This is a genomic window from Nonomuraea longispora, from assembly GCF_004348345.1.
Lineage (GTDB): Bacteria > Actinomycetota > Actinomycetes > Streptosporangiales > Streptosporangiaceae > Nonomuraea > Nonomuraea longispora.
The window spans coordinates 1-22,493 of the sequence record NZ_SMJZ01000154.1 but is presented as its reverse complement, the minus strand read 5'-3'; the positions used below and the strand labels follow the sequence as shown (position 1 = coordinate 22,493).

15 protein-coding genes are annotated in these 22,493 nt (G+C 68.9%); 4 read left to right on the top strand and 11 right to left on the bottom strand.

The window, feature by feature from the left end:
* Window positions 1-174: 174 nt before the first annotated feature.
* The 8 genes from E1267_RS31490 to E1267_RS31455 form a co-directional block, all read right to left on the bottom strand.
* The gene (locus tag E1267_RS31490) at window positions 175-1,305 is read right to left on the bottom strand and encodes a DUF7986 domain-containing protein (RefSeq protein ID WP_132337856.1); all 1,131 of its coding nucleotides are present in this window, start codon (window positions 1,303-1,305) and stop codon (window positions 175-177) included.
* Between the two features lie 127 nt (window positions 1,306-1,432).
* On the bottom strand, window positions 1,433-2,716 hold the full coding sequence (locus E1267_RS31485) for a TIGR02679 family protein (RefSeq protein ID WP_246064377.1): 1,284 nt from the start codon (window positions 2,714-2,716) through the stop codon (window positions 1,433-1,435).
* Window positions 2,713-6,846 carry a TIGR02680 family protein gene (locus E1267_RS31480; protein WP_246064376.1) on the bottom strand — a complete coding sequence of 1,378 codons (4,134 nt, stop codon included), beginning with the start codon at window positions 6,844-6,846 and terminating at the stop codon, window positions 2,713-2,715. The genes E1267_RS31485 and E1267_RS31480 overlap by 4 nt, the downstream gene beginning before the upstream one ends.
* Entirely contained in the window at window positions 6,843-7,994 is a 1,152-nt protein-coding gene (locus E1267_RS31475; RefSeq protein WP_132337854.1) for a TIGR02678 family protein, read from the bottom strand. The genes E1267_RS31480 and E1267_RS31475 overlap by 4 nt, the downstream gene beginning before the upstream one ends.
* A complete protein-coding gene (locus E1267_RS31470) occupies window positions 7,991-9,523 on the bottom strand; it encodes a TIGR02677 family protein (protein ID WP_132337852.1) in 1,533 nt (510 codons plus the stop codon). Before E1267_RS31470 ends, E1267_RS31475 begins: the two co-directional genes overlap by 4 nt.
* A 422-nt stretch (window positions 9,524-9,945) precedes the next feature.
* Window positions 9,946-10,572 carry a DsbA family oxidoreductase gene (locus E1267_RS31465; RefSeq protein ID WP_165959901.1) on the bottom strand — a complete coding sequence of 209 codons (627 nt, stop codon included), beginning with the start codon at window positions 10,570-10,572 and terminating at the stop codon, window positions 9,946-9,948.
* Window positions 10,573-10,591: 19 nt separating this feature from the next.
* The gene (locus E1267_RS31460; RefSeq protein WP_132337848.1) at window positions 10,592-12,112 is read right to left on the bottom strand and encodes an MFS transporter; all 1,521 of its coding nucleotides are present in this window, start codon (window positions 12,110-12,112) and stop codon (window positions 10,592-10,594) included.
* A 38-nt stretch (window positions 12,113-12,150) separates the two neighbouring features.
* Window positions 12,151-12,765 carry a DsbA family oxidoreductase gene (locus tag E1267_RS31455; RefSeq protein WP_165959900.1) on the bottom strand — a complete coding sequence of 205 codons (615 nt, stop codon included), beginning with the start codon at window positions 12,763-12,765 and terminating at the stop codon, window positions 12,151-12,153.
* Window positions 12,766-12,874: 109 nt separating this feature from the next.
* Between E1267_RS31455 and E1267_RS31450 the strand changes: the two genes are divergently transcribed.
* Entirely contained in the window at window positions 12,875-15,523 is a 2,649-nt protein-coding gene (locus tag E1267_RS31450) for an ATP-binding protein (protein ID WP_132337844.1), read from the top strand.
* 265 nt (window positions 15,524-15,788) lie between these two features.
* Here E1267_RS31450 and E1267_RS31445 read toward each other — a convergent pair whose 3' ends face one another.
* Window positions 15,789-17,330, bottom strand: coding sequence for an OmpA family protein (locus E1267_RS31445; protein ID WP_165959899.1), 1,542 nt, complete (start codon window positions 17,328-17,330; stop codon window positions 15,789-15,791).
* A 244-nt stretch (window positions 17,331-17,574) separates the two neighbouring features.
* Window positions 17,575-18,570, bottom strand: coding sequence for a hypothetical protein (locus tag E1267_RS31435; protein WP_181957863.1), 996 nt, complete (start codon window positions 18,568-18,570; stop codon window positions 17,575-17,577).
* Window positions 18,571-18,887: 317 nt separating this feature from the next.
* Here E1267_RS31435 and E1267_RS31430 point away from each other — a divergent pair, with 317 nt between their 5' ends.
* The gene (locus tag E1267_RS31430) at window positions 18,888-19,358 is read left to right on the top strand and encodes a group II intron maturase-specific domain-containing protein (protein ID WP_220449766.1); all 471 of its coding nucleotides are present in this window, start codon (window positions 18,888-18,890) and stop codon (window positions 19,356-19,358) included.
* A gap of 118 nt (window positions 19,359-19,476) precedes the next feature.
* On the opposite strand, the gene E1267_RS31425 is transcribed toward E1267_RS31430, so the two are convergent.
* Window positions 19,477-20,442, bottom strand: a complete 966-nt coding sequence (locus E1267_RS31425; protein WP_132337836.1) for a GntR family transcriptional regulator — start codon at window positions 20,440-20,442, stop codon at window positions 19,477-19,479.
* Between the two features lie 563 nt (window positions 20,443-21,005).
* Between E1267_RS31425 and E1267_RS31420 the strand changes: the two genes are divergently transcribed.
* Window positions 21,006-21,365 carry a DoxX family protein gene (locus E1267_RS31420; RefSeq protein WP_132337834.1) on the top strand — a complete coding sequence of 120 codons (360 nt, stop codon included), beginning with the start codon at window positions 21,006-21,008 and terminating at the stop codon, window positions 21,363-21,365.
* Between the two features lie 58 nt (window positions 21,366-21,423).
* Window positions 21,424-22,002, top strand: a complete 579-nt coding sequence (locus tag E1267_RS31415; protein WP_132337832.1) for a TetR/AcrR family transcriptional regulator — start codon at window positions 21,424-21,426, stop codon at window positions 22,000-22,002.
* The last annotated feature ends 491 nt before the right edge of the window (window positions 22,003-22,493 follow it).

Sequence of the window (22,493 nt, the reverse complement as noted above, 5' to 3'; positions counted from 1 at the left end):
GTCGTGAACAAGATCAAGCTCCTCAAACGGCAGACATACGGCAAGGCCGGATTATCGCTGCTCCGAAAACGGATACTCCTCGCCCAGAAGCACCACGGTTAGTTACCACAGAAATCTTGGCAGAACCCTTAGAGTGATACCCCCCGCGCCCCACACGGGAACCCGCATGATCGATCAGATCGGCGTCTGGTGATCGAGAGTGCGCAGGTGTTCCGTCATGGCGGCGCTGACCGGGACGGTGGTGGGCAGTTGGGGCTCTTCGAAGTAGCGGGACTTGTACCGGCGTAGCAGTGTCTCTCCGTGCTCCGGCCAGGAGAAACCCTTCTTCTTGAGTAGCTTGCCGAAGACGACGCCAGCGTTGTCCGGGTTGCGGTCAGCCAGGAGTCTGATGGCCGCCGGTGAGATGTCGTCGCCGCGCAGGTAGGCGGTCAGGGTTTCGCGGTAGCGGCGCCGGTTGATCAGGCTCGGGTTGGCGAAGAGTTCCTGGAGAAGGCCGAAGTCGAAGTAGAAGCTGATGCCTGTTTCCGGGTCGAAGTGGATGGCCACCGTTTCCGCGTCCAGCATCTCGCCTGGAAGGGGCAAGCTGGGCACGTGCGAGGTGGTGCCGGGCTGGGCGCGGTCCATGCAGGCTCGCATGAAGGCGTCGTGTCGCGAGGTCACGTCCTCTGTGGGGACCACGATGTATTCGGCACCGTACAGCCCGAGGAAAACTTCGCGTTGTTCGGCGAGTATCCGGCGGGCGGTGGCGAGCTTGTCCGGGTTGCGGAAGACCAGCTTCGGATTGTGCAGGCCGATCTCCGCAGCCTGGGTGAGGAGCTGGTCGCGGGCGTCGGCGGGGAAGAGGCTGATGTTCGCGCTGACCAGCCAGTCCTCGCCGAGCGGCACCAGGCGGCAGATGAGGAACATGCCCTTCCTGATGGGGCGGAAGGCGGATTTGCCCATGTTGGAGCGGACACGATAGGTGAGCTCGTCCACGAGGTTGAACAGGATCACGGCGTCCTTGTCCTTTCCCCGGACCTCGAAAACGCCTTCGACCACGTCGCGCCAGCCGAGCAGCATCTGCCGCTCCTGCCGGCTCAGGCCTGGATGCGTGCGCAGGAAGCGGTCGATCACCGTGTCGCCGGCGGCCAGCCGCTGCTGCAGGACGAAGTGATCGACGATCATGCTCGCGACCACCTCGCTGTCGGCGAGGCCGCCTGGGTGACTCCGCTCGAAGGCGTTGTCGAGCTCATGGGTGAAGCGAGGCGAAAGGGCGAAGGCGATCAGCCGCTCCTTGAGGGCGGCAGCCTGCTCGATGATGTCCATGACGGCACCGTTTCTTCTTGGAGCCCGCGAGCCCGCGAGTCCGCGAGCCGGGCTTCTTCGTCACTGGTACGGGCATCCGATGCGCTCCTGCCGCGCGGATCGGGGAACACGTGCTGAGTGGCTGAAATTATCTGACCATAGGCCTCGGGGTCAGGTCGGCGATCAACTCGGCGAGCACGAGTTCCTCCTCGACCCGTACGCCGCGTCGCTCCATCGCCACGGTGAGCCCAGGATCCCAGGGGGTCGGGCGGGCCTGACCGGACAGCGCCGCCGACGAGGGCACGGCTTGGTAGGAGGCGGCGTCGAAGCGCCACGGCTGAAACCCCCCGAGCCGTTCGTGGACCGAGGACGCGATGGCGATCCCGCCCCAGTCGAAGTCGCCGTGGTAGGCGAACGTCGCGCCGCCGGCCGCGAGGAGGTCGAGCAGCCGCCAGACGGCCGTCGACGGCCGCCCGCCCCCGCATACCAGGGGCGGGCAGGAGGCTCCGAGCTCGTCGGCCGCCGCGGCCACCACCACTGGGTTCTCACAGATCCTGACCAGGCCGGCAGGAAAGGGGGACTCATGCCGGCGGAGCTGGCGCAGGGTCAGCACGCACGGCTCGCCCGCCGCTCTGGCGGCGCTGAGCATACGTCCGGTGGGGGAGCGGTCGTCACCTGGCAGCCCCAGGCAGAGCACGAGAGAGGACAGGTCGTCGAGGTGCACGCCGACCGCGGCCCAGGCCGAGCGGCGGGCATCCGCGCCGCTTTCGCCCGCGTACGGCAGGCCGGACAGGGCGCGTGCCGCGGACAGGGCGAGGGTCGCGAGCGGGCGTCCTTCGTCCAGACCGTGTGCGTCGCCACAGGTTTCGGCGGCCAGCCTGCCGAGGGGCGTGCCCGGCGACGGCAGCCGCTCCAGCACGGCGCTCAGCCGGTCGAGCAGGATACGTGCTTCTCCGGCCGTGGCGGCGAGCCTCCTGACCAGGCCGGTGGACTCCAGCCACGATCGCCACCCGGACAGCTCGGGCCGGTCGGCGACGAGCGCATCGAGCCTGGTGAAAGCCCGTTGCCAGGCTGCCGTCCGCGCAGCCTTCTCGCCGGACAGGTCCCGCATCGGGCCGCGCAGGCGGACGACGGCTTCGCGCAGCCCGTCCGCGGTGACACCACTGGCTCGCAAGACGCGGTCCACCTCGTCCAAGGAGACCGACAGCGAGGAACCGGCTCCCGCGCGGCGGCCGAGCAGCGCCTCGGCCGCCCGGCGCTGGGCCGGGGTCGCGGCCGTGAGCGTCACCGTCCCGGTCAGTGACCTGCCCTGCTCCAGACGGTGGCGTGCCCGGTCGACCAGCCAGGCGATCTCGTCGCCGCCGAGCAGCCGCACCAGCCTTGCGCTCGCCCCGCCGCCTGTCACGGAGCCGTCCGTGTCGCCGCCGCTCAACCGGGCACACCGCCCTCGTTGATGCCGAACAAGCCGTCCTGCCGCACAGGGGATGCGGGCGCGGGCACGGTGGCCGCAGGACGTTCCACCCGCCGCCGTTCGCGCCCGTCCCACCGCCAGGGCGTCACCAGCACGGCGTCGATTCCGTCACGGCGCGACAGCTGGCAGATCGCCAGGCCGGGGACCTGCGGGTAGCAGCCCCACTCGCGCTCGCTGGTCATGACCACGTCCATGTCGAACGTGGCCAGCAGGCCGAGGCACTTGGCCCGGGAGTCGTCGTCGACCCCGGCGAACGCCTCGTCCAGCGCGACCAGGCGAGGCGCGTGCGGGTTGCCCGCGGACTTGTAGTGGGCCGAGGCGGCGGCGAACAGCGGCACCGATGCCGCCAGCACCCGCTCGCCGCCGGAGGCGGGACCGGTCGCGGCTCGCCACTGCCCGTCCTGGAGCCGCTGGATCGCGAACTCGTGCCAGGTGCGATAGTCCAGCGCCCTGGTCAATGCCTCGGTCCAGCCCGCGGCTGGATTGTCGGCGTGTTCGCGGGCGATCCGCTCCTGCAGGAACGCGCCGACGGCGGACCGGTCGGCGGTGGACCAGGCATCCACGGTCTGGCGGAGCTTGCCCCTGACCCGGTCGAGCCCGTCGGGGGCGTTCCTGGCCGTCTTCCAGATCAGGCGCAGCCGCATGCCCGTGGAGGTGGGGCGGGACTCCAACTCGGCGTTCATCTCCTGGACCTCGGACTCGGCCGCGGCGATCAGCTCATGTAGCGTGCCGGCGACCTCGTTGAGCAGGTGGTTCTCCAGAATCTCGCGTTCTTTGGCCGACAGGAGCTGAGCGCGCTGCTCGGTCTCTTCTGCCAGCGCCCCGGCCAGCTCGGGCATGTCCCTGGTACGGCCCTGGAAGATCACGTCCACGATCATGAGGCCGTCGCGCAGGGTCAGCCCGACGGAGTGCCCGTGCCTCGCCATGGCGTCCGACAGCAACTTGTGCTCCTCGGCGACCTTCTTCTGCACCCGATCCCAGGGGCCGTCGCCGTCGTCCACGGCGTCGAGCTCGGCGTTGACCGTCCTGGCCAGGAGCACGGCGGGCGTCGCCGCCCATTCGCCGCCCGTGTCAGGCACGTCAAGGTCAGCGAGCGCGACCTTCAGCAGGCCGGTGGCGGCGAACGACTGGAACTCGCGTACGGCGGTGTCGCGTGCCGTGGCCGCCTCCTCGATCTGTTTGCGCAGGTTGTCGCGCTCGCCCTCGGCCTTGCCGCGCTCTTCCAGGGCCTTCTGCTCGCGTCGGCGAGTGGTGCGCTCAGCGACGGCACGCTCGTTCAGCTCGCGCTCCACCTGGTCGAGCCGGGTGAACAGCTCCTCGACCGCGTCGCCGGCGGTCGCCGCCAGGGTGCGGTACGCCTCGGCCGCGACGTCTGCCTCCTCGCCTGCCTTCGCGGCCAGTTCGGTGGCATCGTCGAGCTGCTCCTTCGTCCGGCCGAGCTCCTCTTCGGCGTCCGCGGCGCTCTCGTACGCGTCGCGCCAGGCATGTACGGCGGGCCACAATTGGGCCAGGGCCAGCCGGTAGCGCGTGAGTGCGGCCTTGACCTCGCCGAGCGGGCCGAGATCGGCGGGCAGGCCGACGTCCGCGGCGAACTCCCCGGCCCGGATGCCGGCGTCCCGGAGCTCGTCCTGCCGGTCGCGAAGTAGCTGGGCCGCCGCGGCGTGCAAGACGTCGATCTCGTCCCGCCGTTCGTACGCGGTGGCGCGCTTGACGTGCGCCTCCCGCAAACCGGCGTCCGGAGGCAGGCCGTGGTGCTCCGCGGCCAGCCTGTCCCGGCGCGCGGCGAGCGACTCAAGCCGGCCGCGCAGGTCGTCGATCCGCCGATTCGCCTGGTCCAGCTCCCTGCGAAGCGTCGCCAGCCGGGTCCGCCGCGCTTCCTCTCTGGCGCCCTCGCCGATGTAGCGGGCCTCAACCTTGTGCCACGATCCGGTGAGTACGCCGTTAGCCCACCGGCCGTCCACCGCCACCCACGCCCGGCCACCGTGGCCGGATCCGAGCCCGATCCCCGACAGCACGGCCTCCACGGCGCCGTCGGCCAGCACCGCGGCCTGTGGATCGGCGCGGTCCACGGCCGGCCGCAGAACGGCGACGCAGGACGGGCCGGTCAGCGGCTCGCCCGCCACGACGACGGTGTCGTCCTCGGCCAGCAACCTCCCGTCCGGCGTCACCCAGGCATCCAGGATCCCGGCGGCCTCCAGCGCCGCCTCCAGCCCGGCCCGATGGTCGGCAGGCAGGGCGCCGGCGAAGTCCACCACCTTCCACAGGGGCGCGCCGGGACGGCCGAGGCGGGTGGCGGAGTCGCGCGTGTGAGGTGGAGGCGGCGTCTCGTGGCCGCCTGCCTCCAGCCGCACGATCTCCTCCGACAGGTCCGCGGCGGCCCGCGTCGCCTCCTCCAACCCGGAGTCCAGCTCCGCGCCCAACCGGCCGAGAGCGTCGGTGGCCGCTCTGGCCGCGTCGCCCACGGCGCTCGCGGCCGGGTTGGGGCCGTCGGTGGAGGCGGCCCAGGACTCCAGCGCCGCGATCACCTCATCGGGATCGTCCAGCCGCAGCTCGACAAGACCGGCCAGGTAGAGGGTGTACTCCTGGACGAGCCCGGCGACCGCTCCGCTCACCGCCTCCTCCGCGTCGGCGACGCGCTCGGCGACGGCCTGCCTCTCCCCGGTCAGCCGTTCCACCTCCGCACGCGCGGCCCTCATCCGCTCCTGAGCCTGCCGCACGCCGTCAATGAGCCGCTCCAGCTCGCCGATCGCCTGTTCCTGGCGGTCCGCCAGCTCCTCCGCCGCACGCCTGATCCGCGCCAGCTCCGGTTGGTCGGCGGTGATGAGGTGATCGGGCTCGGACGGTGTGATGCGGGCGGTCTCGGGCTCGCATCGCGCCGCACGGGCGGCCGACATGGTCAGGTCTCTCACCCGGCCAAGGTCGCGGCCTGCCGCGTCGGCCTTGTCCCGGGCCGTGCGGGCGCGCTGTTCGCGGCGCTGTGCCTCGCCTGTGAGGCGGTCACGTTCCTGCGCGCAGCGGCGGGCGTGGTCGGACAGCCGCTCGGCTTCCTGGCCGGTCCGCTTGAGCCGTTCCGCGTCACGCATCTCCGGGCTCTGCCGGAGGACGTCGCGGCGTGCCTCCAGCAGGGTTCGCTGTGCCTCCAGCTCTTCCAGCACCTGCTGGGCCGCCGCCAGCTCCGCCTCCGCCGCGGCGTGGCGACCCTCGGCCTCGCTGAGGTCACGGCCCAGGTGCTCGTAGCGGCTGTGTGCCAGTCGCGGTACGGCGGCCTTGCGCCTGGCCGCGATGGCGGCGTACCGGCGGTAATGGACCAGGAAGCCCGCCGCCGCCTCGCGTGCCTCCGCCAGCCCGCGCAGGGCGTCCCGCTCCTCGTCCAGGCCGCGAAACGCCTCGGCGACCGTGGCGATCAGAGCGGGGCTGAGCGGCGGCAGCGCCTCGGTGAGGGCGCGGGACAGCAGCTTCTCATCCGGCTTCTTGGACAACTGCGGCTGGCGTAGCTGGATGAGGAGGTTCACCAGAGCCTCGTAACGGTGCTCGCCGAGCCCGAACAGAGCCTCGTCCACGGCCCTGCGATAGTCGGCGGCCCGGTCGTACACCATGCCGCGGCCTTCGACGGCGTCACGCAGCTTCTCCCGGGTGAGCACCACTCCGGTGGAAGAGAGCAGATGGAGCTCCGCGCCGACGCGTTGCGGGGTGAGGAAGAACCAGTGCCGGACGATGCCGCGGTCCTTGACCGCCTTCAGCCCGCACCCGATCGTACGGAACTCCTCCGAACCGTCCGCCGCACGGCGGCCGAACTCCATCCACGCGTAGCCCAGCCGCTCGGGATGCGGGTGCTTGCCGCCCAGCAGCAGGTTCCACTCCATGCGCTTCTGCCGGTCGCCGTCCGGTTCGACCCGATGCGGGGCCAGCTCCCCGTCGAGCAGGAACGGCAGCGTCAGGGCCAGCACCTTGGACTTGCCGGTGCCGTTGTTGCCGCGCAGCAGCAGGCGACCGTCGTGGAAGTGGAACTCCTCCACGTCGTAGTAGAACAGGTCGACAAGCCCGGCGCGCAGCGGCTTCCAGCGTTCGGAGGTCGGGGAGGGCGGCATCATTGTCCTTTGATGACGGGTTCGTCCAGGGCGTATCGAGCGATGGCGGGCAGGCCTATGGCGGCGTCCTCGGTGACGCGGACCAGCCGCAGCGCCGTGAGCTTGGTAAGTGCCCCTGACAGCAGCCCGTCCTCGGCTCCCGGCTCCGTCACGCCCTTGCGCCAGAAGGAGGCGTGCTCACGGGCCGCCCGCCGGACGAAGGACTTCAGCTCCTCCATCGTCAGCTCGCCGTGGGCGGCCAGCTGCTCGGCGACCAGCAGCGTCACGTGACCGTCGGTGCGCTGCTCCGGCATGCGGACGTCGGTCAGCTCGTCTTCGGGATCGACCATCGCGATGCCCTCCGCGCGCACCTCGGCCACCAGCCCGGTCGCCTCCTCCAGCCGGCGGACGATGGCATGCCGCTGCGAGGCCAGGTAGGCACGCTCGGACTCGTCGAGGTCGGCGAAATAGATCACCGGGTCCTCCAGCAGTTTGCGGGTCAGCCTGCGACGCAGAGCTTGGTTGCGCAGGTCGTCGGTGTCGGCGACAGGCTCGGCCGTCAGCTCGGCGAGCCGGTCCTCGAACGAGGCCGTGGTGATCGTGGACGGGCCCCGCGTGCCGGTGAGCAGTGCGGCCAGCACCGGCCTGCGCACGTCGTACAGCACGTCGCCGGTCGCGGACAGGTAGGCGTCCTCGTCGCCCGCGACCCTGCGCAGCACTCCCCAGTCCAGCAGTGTGCGCACCACGGCCACCAGGTCGGCCCGCTCGGCGCGGCTGTCGAGGGTGAAGTCGAAGTCCAGCTCGGGTTCGGCCGCGGACGACAGCACCTCCTCGGCCAGCCGGCCGAGCGTGGTCTGCGCGTCCGCCCGTTCGAGCGCCGCCAGAGCCAGGCAGATCAACACATAGCGGCGCCGACCGTATGGCTCTCCCGCCTTGCCCCGCGCTGGATGGGTCGCGTCCCGCGTGTCAGGGGCGGTCTTGAACAGCCGCGCCGCACCCGAGTCCACGGTCAGCCGCCAGCCGGTCTCGCGCGAGAGCCAGCCGCGCAGCTCGGTCACGTGCCGGCGCACCAGCACCAGTGCCTCGGGGTCGCGTTCGGCGGTCAGCAGCGGCCTGGCCAGCAGCGCGCGCAGCGCGGCCTGCCGCTGGGCCTGCTCCTCGTCAGAGATCATCGCGCCCCCATCAGGTCGGTGATCTCTATCACGTGCTCGGGTCCGGTGAGCACACCGTCCTCCGTGAGGATCTCCGCCTGGCCCCCGTCAGGGACGAGCGTCAGGCGCACCTCCATCGAGCCGTCGGCGCTCACCGTCTTCACCTCCGTCTCCCCGGGGCGCCGGGCGGAGAGCGCGTCGCCGAGCAGCCCCAGGAACAGCCGGAACGCCCGCGGATCGAGCACGTCCAGCTCCGACAGCAGGACCGGGCCGCCGGTCCGTAGCGCCGCCCGGGCGGCGGCCGTCTCGCTCGCTTCCCGCTCGGCCTGCTCCAGCAGCAGCCTGCGTGCCTGGGAGCGGTCGGTCACCTTGTTGGGCCTGCCGCGCCGCTCATAGGAGCCGGTACGGCGAAGCTGCGGCGAGATCCTGATCGGCGGGGCCTCCGACCAGGGAGCCCCGGACCCGACCTCGCGCCATTCGTCCAGGGTCGCGGCTGTCACCGTCAGGTGCCGGGCCGGGGTCAACCCGAACGCCGCCCGCCACAACCGATGCGCCGCCTCCTCGTCGGGCGCCTCGGCGAACCAGCGCGCCAGCGCCCGGAAGTCCGCGGACCGATCGGAACGCCCGGATCGCCGCTCGTTGAGCAGCCCGACCGCATCGATGAGCTGCTTGATCGCCGTGATCGCCGCCTGGCGCAGCAACCGCGCCTGCGACGGACGACCGGCGCCCGTGGAGACGAACCAGTCCTGGAGCCCCCGCCAGCGATTGGACCAGGAGGCGAACGCCGTTTCCTCAGCTCTCCTGTACGCCTCCGCCGCGTCCTCCTCATCGGGCACCGCGTCGGCGGCCTCCCGCCGCGCGGCCAGCCGCAGCAGCCGATCATGGTCGCATTTCTCCAGTTCGCCTAGGAGCGTGGCGATCCGCGCGCCGGAGTTCGCGAGGTCGGCGATGAAACGGTTGATGTAGTCGATCAGCCGTTCCTTGTAGGCGATGAACCCCGCCACGTCACCGTCGGAGAAGTCGATCGCGCGCCGCAACGAGGCCATGAACGCCTGCGCGTTGTCGGCCAGGGACGAGAACCGATCGGACAGGGACAGCAACAGGAGGTGCACGCGCGCCGGGTCGGGATCCGGATCATGAGCCAGGGCGGCCAGCGACTGCAACTGCTCGGCGATGTCTCCCAACGCCACCGACTGCAGCGCCCCGCGCTTCCCGATGGCATCCTCGTAGAACGCGATCGCCTGCTCGGCAGCCTGCCCCGCATGCGTGAGCTGGAACAGGTACCGCTTGCGGTGGAAGTCCTCCACGCTCGTGACCCTGCCGGTGTCGGCGTCGGCACGCAGGTTGCCCCATTCCCGAAGCTTGTCCAGCGCCTGCGCGAGAGCGTCGTCGTTGTTCCGCCGCAGCTCCGCCGCCACGTCCTCGGGCCGCAGATGCACGATGAAGCGTTCCTTCGCGCGCGCGAAGGAACGCAGGATCTCCCGGTAGAAGGCCGCGTTGGGCGCGCTCAGGTGAACGAAGGGCTGATGGTCGTGAGGCGGGAAAGCCATACCGACAGTTTCCCTGCCCAAAGGGGGCGCCGTGTCCCATGTGGGGAACTTGACCCGAGGGGATGAGGAAAATCTTTCCGCGCGGCCACGTCACCCGTTGCAGCCACACGAGGTCAGGGCCGGTTGTTGGACAGAACGCAGGCGCGACGCGCTTGACGGCAACGTGCTTCGTGCGTGCTCGTACGCCCCATCACACGCCGTTACGATCTGGCACTACCGGAGCCGCAAAGCGACCGAACAAGACATCATCTGCCACTTAACGGCACTCCCGCTCGGCCCAAGAGCAGCGGCCCCGCCTCGCCGCGAGCAGGCGGCGAGGCGGGGCCGGATGCCTAATCCGCCTGTTCAGCTCCTCTTGAGCTGCATGGATGGAGTTTTCGGTAGACGCAGAGCCCAGCTTCCTGGGCTCCCGGGCCCCGCGTTCAGCTTCCGGCGCCGGCGGTTCGCAAGGCCTGGAAGTACGCCTTCTCTGGCTGGGCTCCGACCATCGCGGGACCTTCGTTGAAGGAGATCTGCGGTACGGAACAGGTGCCCCGTTCGCGGACGTTGGCGAGGTCGGTGTGCACCTCGTCCGCTGCTGTGTCGTTCCGATCGAGCCCGATTTCGGCGGCCAGCCGCTCCAGGGTGCCGAGGTCGGCGATGTTCAGTCCGTCGGTGAAATGTGCTCTGAACAGCCGCTCGACCATGGGCTCGGCCAGGCCGCGGGCCGCGGCCGAGGCGATGACGCGGTGTGCCTCGAAGGTGTCCGCAGCCACCGCCCGTTCGTAGGCCAGGGTCACACCGTCTCGCACCGCGTCCGCCGCCGCCTGTCGTGTTTCTGCCACCACGTGCTCTCCGAATCTGGCGGTCAGCACGTCCAGCAGTGGTTTCCCGTCGAAGTCCGCGTCGGGAGCGAGCCGGAAGGGCTTGACGACCACCTCGACCTTTCCGCCATCGGCTCGTATCCTTTCGATCGCTCGCTTCAGCCGTACGAACGCGATGTAGGAAGCCGCGCAGATGACGTCGAGGACGATCTCGACCTTGACGCTCTGGGTCTCGGTTTGTTCCATGTGGGGAATCTCCGCTCTCTCAGTGCTCGCCGGATTCGGGCTGGACGTTCCGCAGCAGAGTCGCCGCCAGGACCGCGAGGGCGACGGCGACGGAGGCTCCGACGATGGCTGTCGTGTGCAGTCCTTGGACGAAGGCATCACGGGCGACGGTGAGCAGTGCCGCCCCCGCCTCTCCGGAGAGTTCTCCGGCCACCGCCACCGCGCCGCCGAGCGATTCGCGCGCGGCCTCGTCATTCACGCCGATTGGCATGGTGGCGGCGATCTGGCCGCGGTAGACGGCGAAGCCGATGCTGCCCAGCACCGCGATGCCCAGCCCGGCCCCGAGTTCGGTGCTCGTTTCTGAGATCGCGGACGCCGCTCCGGCGCGTTCCGGCGGGGCCGCCCCGACGATCAGGTCGGTGCCCAGGGCCGCCATCGGCCCCAGCCCCAGACCCATCACCGCGGATGCCGCGACCAGGATTCCCAACCCGGAGGCCGCGCTGACCAGCAGGAGCATCCCGAGACCGGCTGCTGCCAGGAGCAGGCCCGCCGCGATGACGAAGCCGGGGCGCAGCTTGGCAGCCAGAGCCGGAGCTGTCATGGCGCCGGCCATCAGTCCAGCCGCGTTGGGCAGCGACCAGAGACCGGCCTGTAGCGGGGAGAGCCCGTTCACGAGCTGGAGGTACTGCAACGTGAACAGCTGTGAACCGGCCATCACGAGAACGCCGATGGTGAGCAGGGCAGCGGAGGCACTGAAGGTCCGCTCGCGGAACAGCTTGAGGTCGAGCAGCGGGTCGGCGAGCCTGCCCTGGCGGCGGATGAAGAAGAGCCCGGCGGCCAGCCCCAACGCCACGAACGCGCCGGGTGACCAGCCGAAGCCGTGCTCGGCCGTCAGCTTGAGTCCGTAGACCATCGAGAGCACGGCCACCAGCGACAGCGCGACGCTGGCCAGATCCAGCCGGCCCGCCTCGCGATCGCGGTGCTCGGGCAGCAGCACCGGGCCGAGCACGAGCAGGATCACCATGACCGGGACGCCGACCAGGAACGCCGACCCCCACCAGAAGTGGTTGAGCAGGAATCCGCCGAGCAGGGGGCCCAGCGCGCCGCCGACCGCGAAGGCGGTCATCCAGACGCTGATGGCGACCGTGCGCTGCGACGCGTCGTGGAACATGTTGCGGATCAGGGAAAGCGTGGAGGGCATCAACGTCGCGCCGGCGATTCCGAGCAGCGCCCGGGTCGTGATCAACATCTCAGCGCTGCTGGACAGGGCGGCCAGCACCGAGGCCACGCCGAAGGCAGCGGCGCCTGCCAGCAGGAGCTTGCGCCGTCCGATGCGGTCACCGAGTGTCCCCATGGTGATGAGCAGACCCGCGACCAGGAATCCGTAGATGTCCATGATCCACAGCAGTTGCGCGGTGCTCGGCTGCAGGTCGGCGCTCAGGGATGGAACCGCCAGGTGCAACACGGTCATGTCCATCGCGATGAGCAGGGTCGGCATGGCTAGCACTGCCAGGCCGGTCCACTCCTTCTTGCCCGCTCGGGGTGTGGCGGTCGTGGTCATGAGAATCTCCTGTCTCTGGTCGTGAATCTGGGCGCCACTCAGCGCCTGCCGACGGCCGAGCGCAGCGCCGTCAGCAGGGAGTCTTCGGATGGAGTGCCGGTCAGCGCAGGCTGGCCCTCGAACTGGAGGATCGGGATGCCGTGGACGCCGAGGCGCTGGGTCAGCGCAAGCTCCTCGCGGGTCCGCGCGATGCCTTCGTCGCTCCAGCCGACGCCGATCTCGGCGGCGAGGGTCTTCAGCGTGTCGAGGTCGGCGAGGTTGAGCTGGTCGGTGTGGTGAGCGCGGAACAGCCGCTCGGTCATGTCCTCGCCGCAGCCCTGTGCGCTCGCCACCGCGATGAGCCGGTGCGCCTGGAAGGTATTGGAATGGACCGCCCGTTCAGGGTGGAAGGTGAGCCCTTCGTCCGAGGCGAGGGCGGCGATCCGGGCGATGGAGTGCTCGGCGTCGTCGCCGAACGCGTGCCGGAGCACGTCTACCTTGAGCCGGCCTTCGATTGTCGCGTCCGGAACCAGTTGGTACGGGCGGAAGGTGAGCTCCGCCTGGCCGCCACTGGCACGGAAGCGGGCAAGGGCCCGCTGGAGGCGGGCGTAGGTGAAGTACGACCACACGCACGGGATGTCGAAGACCATCTGCACATTGATCTTTGGGCCCATGGGCAGCAACGCTAGAAGCGGTCCCACGACCGGGGCCTCTGTCGATTGACTGGGTTCCGCCGCCCCGGTCACCCCGGCCGATAGATGCCCAAGCAGTAGGATTCCGGGCATGCTGATGGGGCGAAGCGCGGAAAAGGCCACGATCGACCAGTTGCTCGCCGATGCCCGTTCCAGCCGTAGCAGCGTGCTGGTGATCCGAGGTGAAGCGGGGATCGGCAAATCGGCTCTGCTGGACCATGCCGCCGCGGCGGCCGCCGACATGCGGGTGATGCGCTGCGCCGGGGTCGAGTTCGAGAGCACACTGCCCTTCGCTGGCCTGCACCAGCTCCTGCGCAGGCTCACCGACCGCCTCGACTGCCTTCCGGCAGCGCAGGCGCAGGCATTGCGGGCGGCCCTCGGGCTGGGATCGGCCGCCGGAGGTGATCGCTTCCTGGTCGGTCTGGCCGTGCTCACCCTGCTCGCGGACTTGGCGGAAGAGCAACCCCTGCTGTGCCTGATCGACGACGCCCACTGGCTGGATCAGTCCTCGGCGGAGGCTCTGCTGTTCGCCGCCCGCCGACTTGAGACCGAGCGGGTAGCGATCGTCTTCGCCGCGCGGGACCTGTACGCCCCTGAATTCCCCGCGCCCGGGCTGGCGGAGCTGCGACCGTCTCGACTCGACAGTGCCGCCTCGGCGGACCTGCTCGCCCTGTACGCCGCGGACCTCGACCATCACCGGCGGGCCCATGTTCTGCGCGAGGCCGAGGGCAATCCGCTGGCCCTTCTCGAACTCACCACCGCGCAACGCCAAGGCCGGGCGGCCTCGCCGTACCCAGCGATCTCGACGACTAGCAAGATCGAGCAGGCCTTCGCCGACCGGATCAGCCGCCTGCCGGAACAGACCAGGACCCTCCTGCTGGTGATCGCGGCCGATGACAGCGGCGATCCAGCCACGGTGTTCAAGGCTGCGGCCCGCCTCGGCGCGGCCGTCGCCGACCTTGAGCCGGCCGAGCGCCACAGCTTCGTCCACCTGCACGAGGACCGGCTGACATTCCGCCACCCACTGATCCGCTCCGCCGTCTACCACAGCGCCCCGGCCTCGCGACGATTCGCCGCACACCGCGCTCTCGCCGCGAGCCTGCATAACGACCGCGCGGCCTGGCACCTGGCCGCGGCGACGACCGAGCCCGACGAGCACGTCGCTGCGGCGTTGGAGAGAAGCGCCCGACGGGCGCAGGATCGCGGCAGCCACGCGGCGCTGGCTACGGCTTACGAGCGCGCCGCTGCCCTCAGCCCTGACCTGCGAGACCGGGGCCGCAGGCTGTCAGCGGCGGCTCGGGCGGCGCTGGAGGCCGGGCAGGTGGAACACGCAGATTCGCTGGCGGAACGGGCAAGCCTCCATCTCACCGAACCAGTCTTGCTGGGCCGCATGGCCGAGGTCCGGGCCATGGTCGCCGACCTGCAAGGAGCCCTGCACAAGGCGCACTCGATCCTGTCCCACGCTGCGCAGTCGCTCATTGAGGTGGCCCCCGACACCGCCGGACGCATGCTGGTCCAAGCCGCAGGGTCGGCCTGGGTCGCAGGCGACCTGTCGGCAGCCGAGAAGGCGGCCGACCAGGCCAGGACACTTCCAGCGGCACGGCGTGCACGGGCCATGGCTCATCTGGCCTCGACAGACGTGGCGCAATGGTCAGCCGCTGTGCGTGAACTCGACGAGGAGGAACCGGAGAGCTCGCTTCGGGCCGCCGTGTGGGCGGCGTGCCTGACCGCCTTCCTGCGTGATGACCAGCGCGCCCTGCGCCGCGCATTCACCGTCGAGCAGAAGTGCCGTACACAAGGAGCGATCGGTGTCCTGCCGCACGCACTGCTGGCACTGTCGAGCAGCCAGGTGAACCTCGGCAGGCATCGTGAGGCACGCGCCAGCGGGCTGGAAGGCATGCGCGTCGCCGAGAACACCGGCCAGTTCAGAATCCGGGCGCACCTGGCAGCAGTGCTGGCGCACCTGGCAGCGGTCGCGGGAGAGAGGGAACGGCATGCCGAGCTAGAGGCGATCATGGAGACAGTGGACCTCCCGGACCTCAGGCACGAGGCCGCGCGGAGCATGATCATGCTGGAGCTCGGCCTCGGCAGGTGCGACGCGGCCGCCGAGCGGGTCGCCGACCACACCGTCGAACACGAGCTCCCGGGTTCGTGGCTCGCCGATTACGTGGAGGTCGCGGTTCGCGCAGGTCGGCGCGAGACGGCGGACAAAGCGTTCACCCGCTACGTGACATGGGCCGACCACATCAGGCAGCCCGCGATCGACGCCATCGTGTCACGCTGCCGTGCGCTCATGGCCGATGATCGAAAGGCGGAGCCCCACTACCAACACGCCCTGCGGCTCGGTTCCGCTCCGTTCGAGCACGCCCGCACCCAGCTTCACTACGGTGAGTGGCTGCGCCGCGCACATCGCCGCGTCGACGCCCGCCCGCACCTCCGTTCCGCCGTGGAGACCTTCCAGCGGCTCGGCGCCACCCCCTGGGCCGACCGGGCCGGCAGCGAGCTGCGTGCGACAGGCGAGAGCCGTACAGCCTCCCATCACGAACCGGACCTGCTGGGGCGTCTCACACCGCAAGAACTTCAGGTGGTACGGCTGGCCGCCACAGGGCTCAGCAACAAGGACATCGGCGCCCAGCTGTTCCTCAGCCCCAGAACCGTCGGCTACCACCTCTACAACGCCTATCCCAAGCTGGGTGTGGCGTCCAGGGGTGAGCTGGCCAATCTCGACCTGGTGGGATAGCCGCACGCGGGGCCGTCGATGGAGTGACGACGGTTGTTTGCCTTGGCCAAGCGGTCTACGTGCCCAGTCATGCCTGTGGATTTTCCTCTCAGATGAGCAAGTGGCCCGCTACCGCCAGTTCCGGCCTGTGTGTTCGGGCAGGTCATGCCCTCGCTGCGGCTCACCGTCCACCTGGAGCGGACGATGGGCAAGCGCTCCCATCGTCAGGCGATCCCTTGCGGTCGGCCATCGGGCCTCCATGTCGGGCCGTTATCCCGGGATGCCGTTACTGGATGGGGACCTGGAGGTCGCGGAACGGGCCGATCTTGACCTTGAGGGTGTCGGCGGTGTCGGGCAGGGCGAAGACGCTCCAGAACTCGCGGGTCTGGCCTGGTGCGAACTTCTCGGTGCTGATGCGGACGCCGGAGACGTCTGTGCATGCGCAGTAGAAGTCCACGCCGTTGTCGGTGGGGACCTCGAGGCGGCCGGGCAGGTACTGGCGGCGGGCGGTGACGTCGGTCACGCGGACGTTGCTTGCGGCCTGGTATTTGTACGCCTCCCAGTCCTGGGCGTGGTGAAGGTCCCTGAACCAGGTCTCGGCCGGTCCCTCATTGGTGATCTTGTAGGTGAGCAGGCCGAGGCCGCCGGGCAGTCGGCGCAGGCCCGCGACCTCCATGGCGATGGGCTGGCCGTCCGCCTTGGTGGTGCCGGTCAGGCCGGTCGCGCCGGGAGAGGTCGTGGTCACCGGTTGCTGGGCGGCGGACTGCGGTTTGGGGAAGGTCACGGTGACGCGGCGGTTGCGGCGTTTGCCCTCATCGCTGTCGTTGCTGTAGAGCGGGCGGCGCGAGCCGTACCCCTTGGATTGGAAGCGGACCTCGTCCCCGGGAAGCAGTGCCGACAGGGCGCGCTGTACCGCCTGGGCGCGGCGCAGCGACAACGGGTCATTGATGGCGTCGTTGCCGGAGGAGTCGGCGTGGCCCGCCACCGTCACCACCGTGGCGGGGGAGGTGTCGATGAGCTTGGCCGTGCGGGCCATGATCGATTTTGCTTTGGGGGTGAGCGTGGCCTTGTCCACCGCGAACAGCACGTCGGCGGAGAGGTTGACCTGCAGGTCCTTGCCGTCGTCGGCGGTCTCCTCCGTTTTGTCCAGGGACTCGGAGGGGAGGATGATGCGGCGGGCGACCGGGGTGACGGGCTCGGCATCGGGGTCGGGAAAGTCGCTGGTCGGAGCTTCGTCGCTGATGGGCACGTTGAGCATCGGCGGGCCCACGGGGGTGACGACGGTGGTCGTCGCAGGGTTGCCCGACGGTGCGGGCAGCACCGCGTAGACGATGATCGACCGGCCAGGGTCGATGAAATGGCCGAGGCTGTCGCGGTCCCGGTCGCTGCACAGGCAAGGGGAGTCGGCCGGTTTGTACGGCAGGAGCCAGGTGCGGGCCTGCGCGTCGAGGACACCGATGCCGGAGGCCCACTTGATCGCACCGAGGGGGCGGGTGCGGTCGCCCATCTCGCCGGCCCAGGACAGTTGCTTTTCTGCGCCGGTGTTGGATAGGCGGACTTGGGCGATGAGGTGCTTGCCCTTGACGCGGTTGAGGCCGACGACCTCGACCTTGAGGTTCTCGGTCATGGTACTGCGGGTTTCGGCCAGGGCCGGTCGGGTGTCTTGACCGGATGCCGTGGCGGTGGCGGGCGGAGCGTTGGTGGCCGGGGCACTCGATGCCGGCGCGGTGGTGGCGGGCGGGGGCGCGGCTTCCTTCATCGGTAGCGCCCCGCACCCGGCCACCGCGAACGTGAGTACGGCGCTCAGGGCCAGGATCCGGCTAGGCATGGGGGAGATTGTGTGATGTCCGAAATGACAGAGCTTGGTCATGATCCTCGACTGCGGTTGAAGGGGTCGATCGCGAGCGGACCAGGGCTGGCGCAGCACCTTGCTCGCCTCCTCTATCTCCTCTACCTCCTCTGCCTCGTGCCGCTCAGCGGCAGGCGCCACGTCAGAGACTCTAAACGGGCGTCGAAGCGGCTGACGCCGACCCGACACCCGTTCGACGTCCACGCGGCGCGAGTCTTCGTTCTCATCGAGCCACGGTATGGTCCCGACTCAAGGACCCGACGGGCCCGCGAGGCGGTGCGCCAGGCGAGTGCCCGTCGCCGGCGGGTGCCAACTCGCTGCGGCGGGCGGCCGAGATGGCCAGAGCCGCCAGCAGTGCGGTCACGACTACCGTTACGGCGAGCGCGGTCCACGTAGCCGTGTCGGGGTGGATCAGCGACTGGCCGCGCATCGCTTGCCACGTCGTGATGGTGAACAGCGCGGTGTAGCCCAGGATGACGACCCCGGTCAGCTGGGCGCGCACGCGTTCGCTGCGCAGCCAGCTGATCCGTGCCGCGAGGACGGTGAGGACCAGCACCGCGAGCACGAAGACCTGGACGGAGTGCAAGCCGATGAAGTGAGGAACGCGTAGGTCGCCACCCGCGGTGCTCCAGTTTGTGATCGGCATGCCGTCGCCGTCCGGTGCCCCGACCCCGTGCTGCCCCAACAGCGTGACCGGGTTCCCGTAGGCGTCCTCGACCGTCCGTGGCCCAGTCGTGGCCCACCCGCGGATGAAGGACGCCAGTGCCATGCCGATGACGGACAGCCCGATCCCGGCGCGTAGGGCCCAGGTGAGCGCGGTGTCGCCGATCCGCTGGAACAGCAGCATGACAGCGATGAGCAGGCTCGCCCCGAACAACCCGACCACGCCTGAGGAGAAGACCACCTGCCCGATCTGGTTGAACGCATCGGTGTTGGTGTTGAAATGGCTGTAGGTGCCGCGGGCGGCCTGCACCGCGATGAAACCGACGTCGATCAGCCCGGTGACGGCGAAGGCCGTTCCGAGGGTCCACATCGTGCGCCTTGCCCGGCGAAGCCTCGGCAACAGCCAGGCGAGCGTCGCACCGTAGATGACGAACGACACCCCGAACTTCAACGGCTTCGCCCAGATCGATACCTGCATAAGCTCATGATCATCTGCGAAGAGACCGAAGCTCGCGACGACGACGAGCGCGGACATCGCCGCCACCATGATCATCAACGGTCGATGCCACGACCGCACTTCGGCAAACGAGATGGACAACTGGTCCCCCGGCCGTCTCATACGAGCCCCATTCCGGTGTCGCCCATGCTGGTGGAGGCTGCGCCGAGCATCATTGGAGCGAGCCACCGACGATCCGGCGGCCAGAACCACGGCAATTGTGGGCGGCGCACCAGTTTTGCGGTGCCCGCAAGGGGTGCGTACGGTGTATTTTGCGTCATGCGGACATGGTAGCCGGGCTACGCGAAATGCTTGCATAATCAGCTTCATAAAGCCCCGGAAAGTGAACTAGTACGCCAAGAATTGAACTAGTACACTTGCCGGTAGCGCACAACCCCCTATGGATCCAGGTCCCATGCCGTCGTCACCGCAACGGTGATCGTGCGTGGGGGACACCGGGGAAGGGCCGCGCTCGTCACGCGCGTTCGGCGGGAGCGCGGGCAGGTCGGCGACTCCTGCACGATCCGGTAGGCGCAGGCCTACCTGATGCGTTTGATCCGCGAGAAATACCGACGGCTGAGCAGAAGACGCAAGGCCCTGGCGAGGACGCCCTGGTTAAGATCAGCGCTCAGGTCCGCCAGTGGCGGCTGCATCGCCGGACCGGCCATTCCTTCGCTCAACTCGCCAAGGCGATCGATCCGATCGTGGCGGGCTGGATGCACTACTACGGCCGGTTCTACCGGCCGCCCCTCCTGATGCGTATCAATGCCTGCCTGCGCGGGATCGCCGTGCGCTACCCGCGCATGTTCGCGCACTGGGCCTGGATAACCGCGGCTTCTCCGCTCTGACGCTCAGGATGACAAGAGCAGTATGAACCGAGAGGTTGTGAAGCTGGATCGGGTGAAGGCGATCGGTCTCCCGGCCGCCTTGTTCGAGGGGTTGTCGGAGACTTCTGACGAGACAGGACTACGGGCGCGTTCGGGCCTCATCCTCCACCAGAGCGGCGAAACCGTCGAGATGACGGGCAAGGCCGTACTCGAACAGTCCGTTCACGTCCGACACCTCTTCCCCTATAACCGTGGCCAGCAGCGGAAATCGGCCGGAGTGGAGGAGTTCGTCGGCCCGCTGCCGCTGAGTCAGCCACCACCGGTCGAGCGTCACACCGGTCTCCTGCTCGGCTTCGACCTCATTCGCCATGGACAGCGCAGCGGTGAGGACCAGTGCGTGCAACGTGAGCGCCTCGCGAATCCGGGTCGTCATGGCCAGTCCAAGCCCGTCGAGTGCGCGCAGGGTCCACTCGGTGTGCGCCATCATGTTGGGCACCAGCAACGGGCGTATGAACGAGACGGCCCTGGGCAGCCAGAGGTGTCGCCGGCAGAGCTCCCATTGCCGGCGGGAGATCAGCTCGAGCTTGGCTCGCCACCCCTCTGGCCCCGGGGCGGGAAGCTCTGGTTCGCCGAAAACTTCGTCGGTCATCTGCATCACCAATTCGTCCTTGCTCGAAACGTGCCGGTACAGCGACATAGGACCGACCCCGAGCTCGGCTGCGAGCCGCCGCATGGACACGGCATCGAGTCCCTCGATGTCGGCGATCGCGATGGCGGTGCGGAGGACCTGCTTGCGGTTCAGTGCCTGCTTGGGGGCGCCGGCCCGCCGCAGTCTCAGGGGAGTGGTCAGGCCGACCGGCTGCGTCTGGCCCGTGCAGGCGCTGACCACCGTGCCGGCGCCGACCTTCGTTTCGACCAGCCCGTCGTCGCGGAGAGCGGCCATCACCTTGGTCGCGGTCGCGATCGCGACACCCCATCGCTGGGCGATCTGCCGGATGGAGGGCATCCGATCGCCGGGCCTCAGGTCGCCGGTCAGGATCCGGGTACGGATCTCCGCGACGATTTGCAGGTATGGCGGTTCCGGTCGCTGCGTTGACGACGGCATGGGGCCTCCGGTCTGTCGGTAAGGTTGCTGTCCGCCAAGAGTGTACTAGTTCAATTTGTCCAGTACTAGTTCACTTTGGCTCGCCTGACGTCGTAACATACCTATTCTCGACCGCCATCGATACGATGTACTCATGACTGTTGATACGCCGTACGCATCCGTGCGGCTGGCGGAGGACGCAGACCAGCAGGCGGTGCTGGACGTCCTGACCGAGGATCGTCCCGTCACCGTCGTCACGCATCATCGCCGGAGCGTTGAGCCCGGGGGCGGAACAGTTGCGGCTGGTGACGTTGCGCCAGGTCTGGCCGTTCGATCGAGGACCACATAGAGCGAAGACCACCACCCCACCAGCAGGATGACCGAGACCATACCGTGTATGAGCGGCAAAGCCGCAGGTCAACCACTATGACCGATTTTCCGCATCCGACAGGAGTTTCGGCAGGCGCAGTCTCAAACGTGCGCTGGTCCGTTGCCGAACGAAAAAAAGGAACCTCCAGGAGTTCCATACTATACCGCATGGTACGGTAAGAGCGCCGTGAGCACTTCCCTGTCCGAGGAGCATCATGTTCGCCATTCCCGATCCGATCTGGCCGGTTGTCGTCCTCGCTGTTATTCAGGCCGGCGACGGTGCCATGTCCGTCAAGCCGCTGCCCTTCATCGCCCAATGCTTCGAAAACGTGAACTGGCCGCGACGCCTGTGGTGGCTGATGCCGCCGATCAAATTCGCTGCGGCGGCCGGCCTGATCCTCGGCATCTGGGTGCCGTACCTCGCCGCCGTGACCTGTTCCGCCTTGGTGCTCTACTTCATCGTCGCCATCGGGATGCACGTCGCCGCCCGGGACTTCGGCCGCAATCTCCTCCTCAACGCCACCGGCATGCTGCTCATCTGCATCGCGACCGGCGTCTACAGCTTCCTGGCATGACGCTCGGAAAGGTCCGGCCGCACCCGGGACACCGCCTGCCGTGTGCTAGGTTCGCCGGGTGAGCGCGGCACGAGACCGATGGCTAGACGAAGGTTTGAAGGTCCTCGGGGAAGATGGCGCGGCAGGGCTCCGCATCGACCGCATCGCGGCTCGGCTGAATCTGTCGAAAGGGTCGTTCCACCATCACTTCGACGGCGCAGAGGGTTACAAGAAAGAGCTTCTCGCCCGTTTCGAGCGTCTGTCGATCGAAACGCTGGAAACCGCTATCGCGGAAGTCGGGGAGTCGGCCGACGCCCGCGCCGTCTTCGCACAACTGACGAAGCTGATCCGCCCGGGCAGCACGGCGCTCTATTATCCCCGGCTCGATGTCGCGTTGCGGGCGTGGGCGACATGGGATCCGGAGGTCCGCGCCGTGCAGTCTCGTCTCGACGAGGCGAGACTGTCCGCGCTTCAGCAGGTGTGGCGGTCAGTCGTGGACAGCGATGAGGAAGCCCGGACGGCTGCTCTGCTGCCCTACCTGCTTGCGGTCGGCGCGACGGTCGTCTTCCCGCCCATCGCCGCCGACCAGCTGCGCGGCCTCTACGAGAGGCTGCTGCCGCTCGTTCCAGACCACCCAGGCGACGCCCGGCAAGGCTGACGACACGGGTGCGGCGGGTCTGCGCTTGCCGATGAATTGTCTATGGCGTAATCGTGGCGATGCCGCAGGGGCACAGCCGGGTGCCTGACTCGTCGACCGGATGACCGTGAACGTGGCCGAGCCGCTCCGCTGCGCACCGTCCCGGAACCGATCAAGGATTCGACGCGGATCGCCGACCTGAACATACGCCGACGAGACCGACTCGGCGGAGTCCCCATGAGTACTCACACACCGCTTGAACTGCATGAATGTAGTTTTCGGCAGGCGCCGAGTTCTGAAGCGGTACAAGCACGACCGATCATCATGCCGCGATCCTTCTTCAACTCACGGTGGCCAGGGCTCGCGCACGCCAGGCGAAGCCTTGCAGGGCCATGACCTGGGAGACCTAGGGAAGCATGTACGGATTGAGACCTCACAGATCGCAAACTGATGCTGGAGTGGGTGCGACCGTATGGGCGCCGGGGCCGGGTGTAGCGCGGGTGGCGTGGGGG

What these genes read in the sequence shown, in the direction of transcription:
- E1267_RS31455 (WP_165959900.1), bottom strand. Translation starts at nt 12,765, where the DNA reads ATGGGCCCAAAGATCAATGTGCAGATGGTCTTCGACATCCCGTGCGTG.
- E1267_RS31465 (WP_165959901.1), bottom strand. Translation starts at nt 10,572, where the DNA reads ATGGAACAAACCGAGACCCAGAGCGTCAAGGTCGAGATCGTCCTCGAC.
- E1267_RS31480 (WP_246064376.1), bottom strand. Translation starts at nt 6,846, where the DNA reads ATGATGCCGCCCTCCCCGACCTCCGAACGCTGGAAGCCGCTGCGCGCC.
- E1267_RS31420 (WP_132337834.1), top strand. Translation starts at nt 21,006, where the DNA reads ATGTTCGCCATTCCCGATCCGATCTGGCCGGTTGTCGTCCTCGCTGTT.
- E1267_RS31490 (WP_132337856.1), bottom strand. Translation starts at nt 1,305, where the DNA reads ATGGACATCATCGAGCAGGCTGCCGCCCTCAAGGAGCGGCTGATCGCC.
- E1267_RS31460 (WP_132337848.1), bottom strand. Translation starts at nt 12,112, where the DNA reads ATGACCACGACCGCCACACCCCGAGCGGGCAAGAAGGAGTGGACCGGC.
- E1267_RS31450 (WP_132337844.1), top strand. Translation starts at nt 12,875, where the DNA reads ATGCTGATGGGGCGAAGCGCGGAAAAGGCCACGATCGACCAGTTGCTC.
- E1267_RS31445 (WP_165959899.1), bottom strand. Translation starts at nt 17,330, where the DNA reads ATGCCTAGCCGGATCCTGGCCCTGAGCGCCGTACTCACGTTCGCGGTG.
- E1267_RS31475 (WP_132337854.1), bottom strand. Translation starts at nt 7,994, where the DNA reads ATGATCTCTGACGAGGAGCAGGCCCAGCGGCAGGCCGCGCTGCGCGCG.
- E1267_RS31425 (WP_132337836.1), bottom strand. Translation starts at nt 20,442, where the DNA reads ATGCCGTCGTCAACGCAGCGACCGGAACCGCCATACCTGCAAATCGTC.
- E1267_RS31470 (WP_132337852.1), bottom strand. Translation starts at nt 9,523, where the DNA reads ATGGCTTTCCCGCCTCACGACCATCAGCCCTTCGTTCACCTGAGCGCG.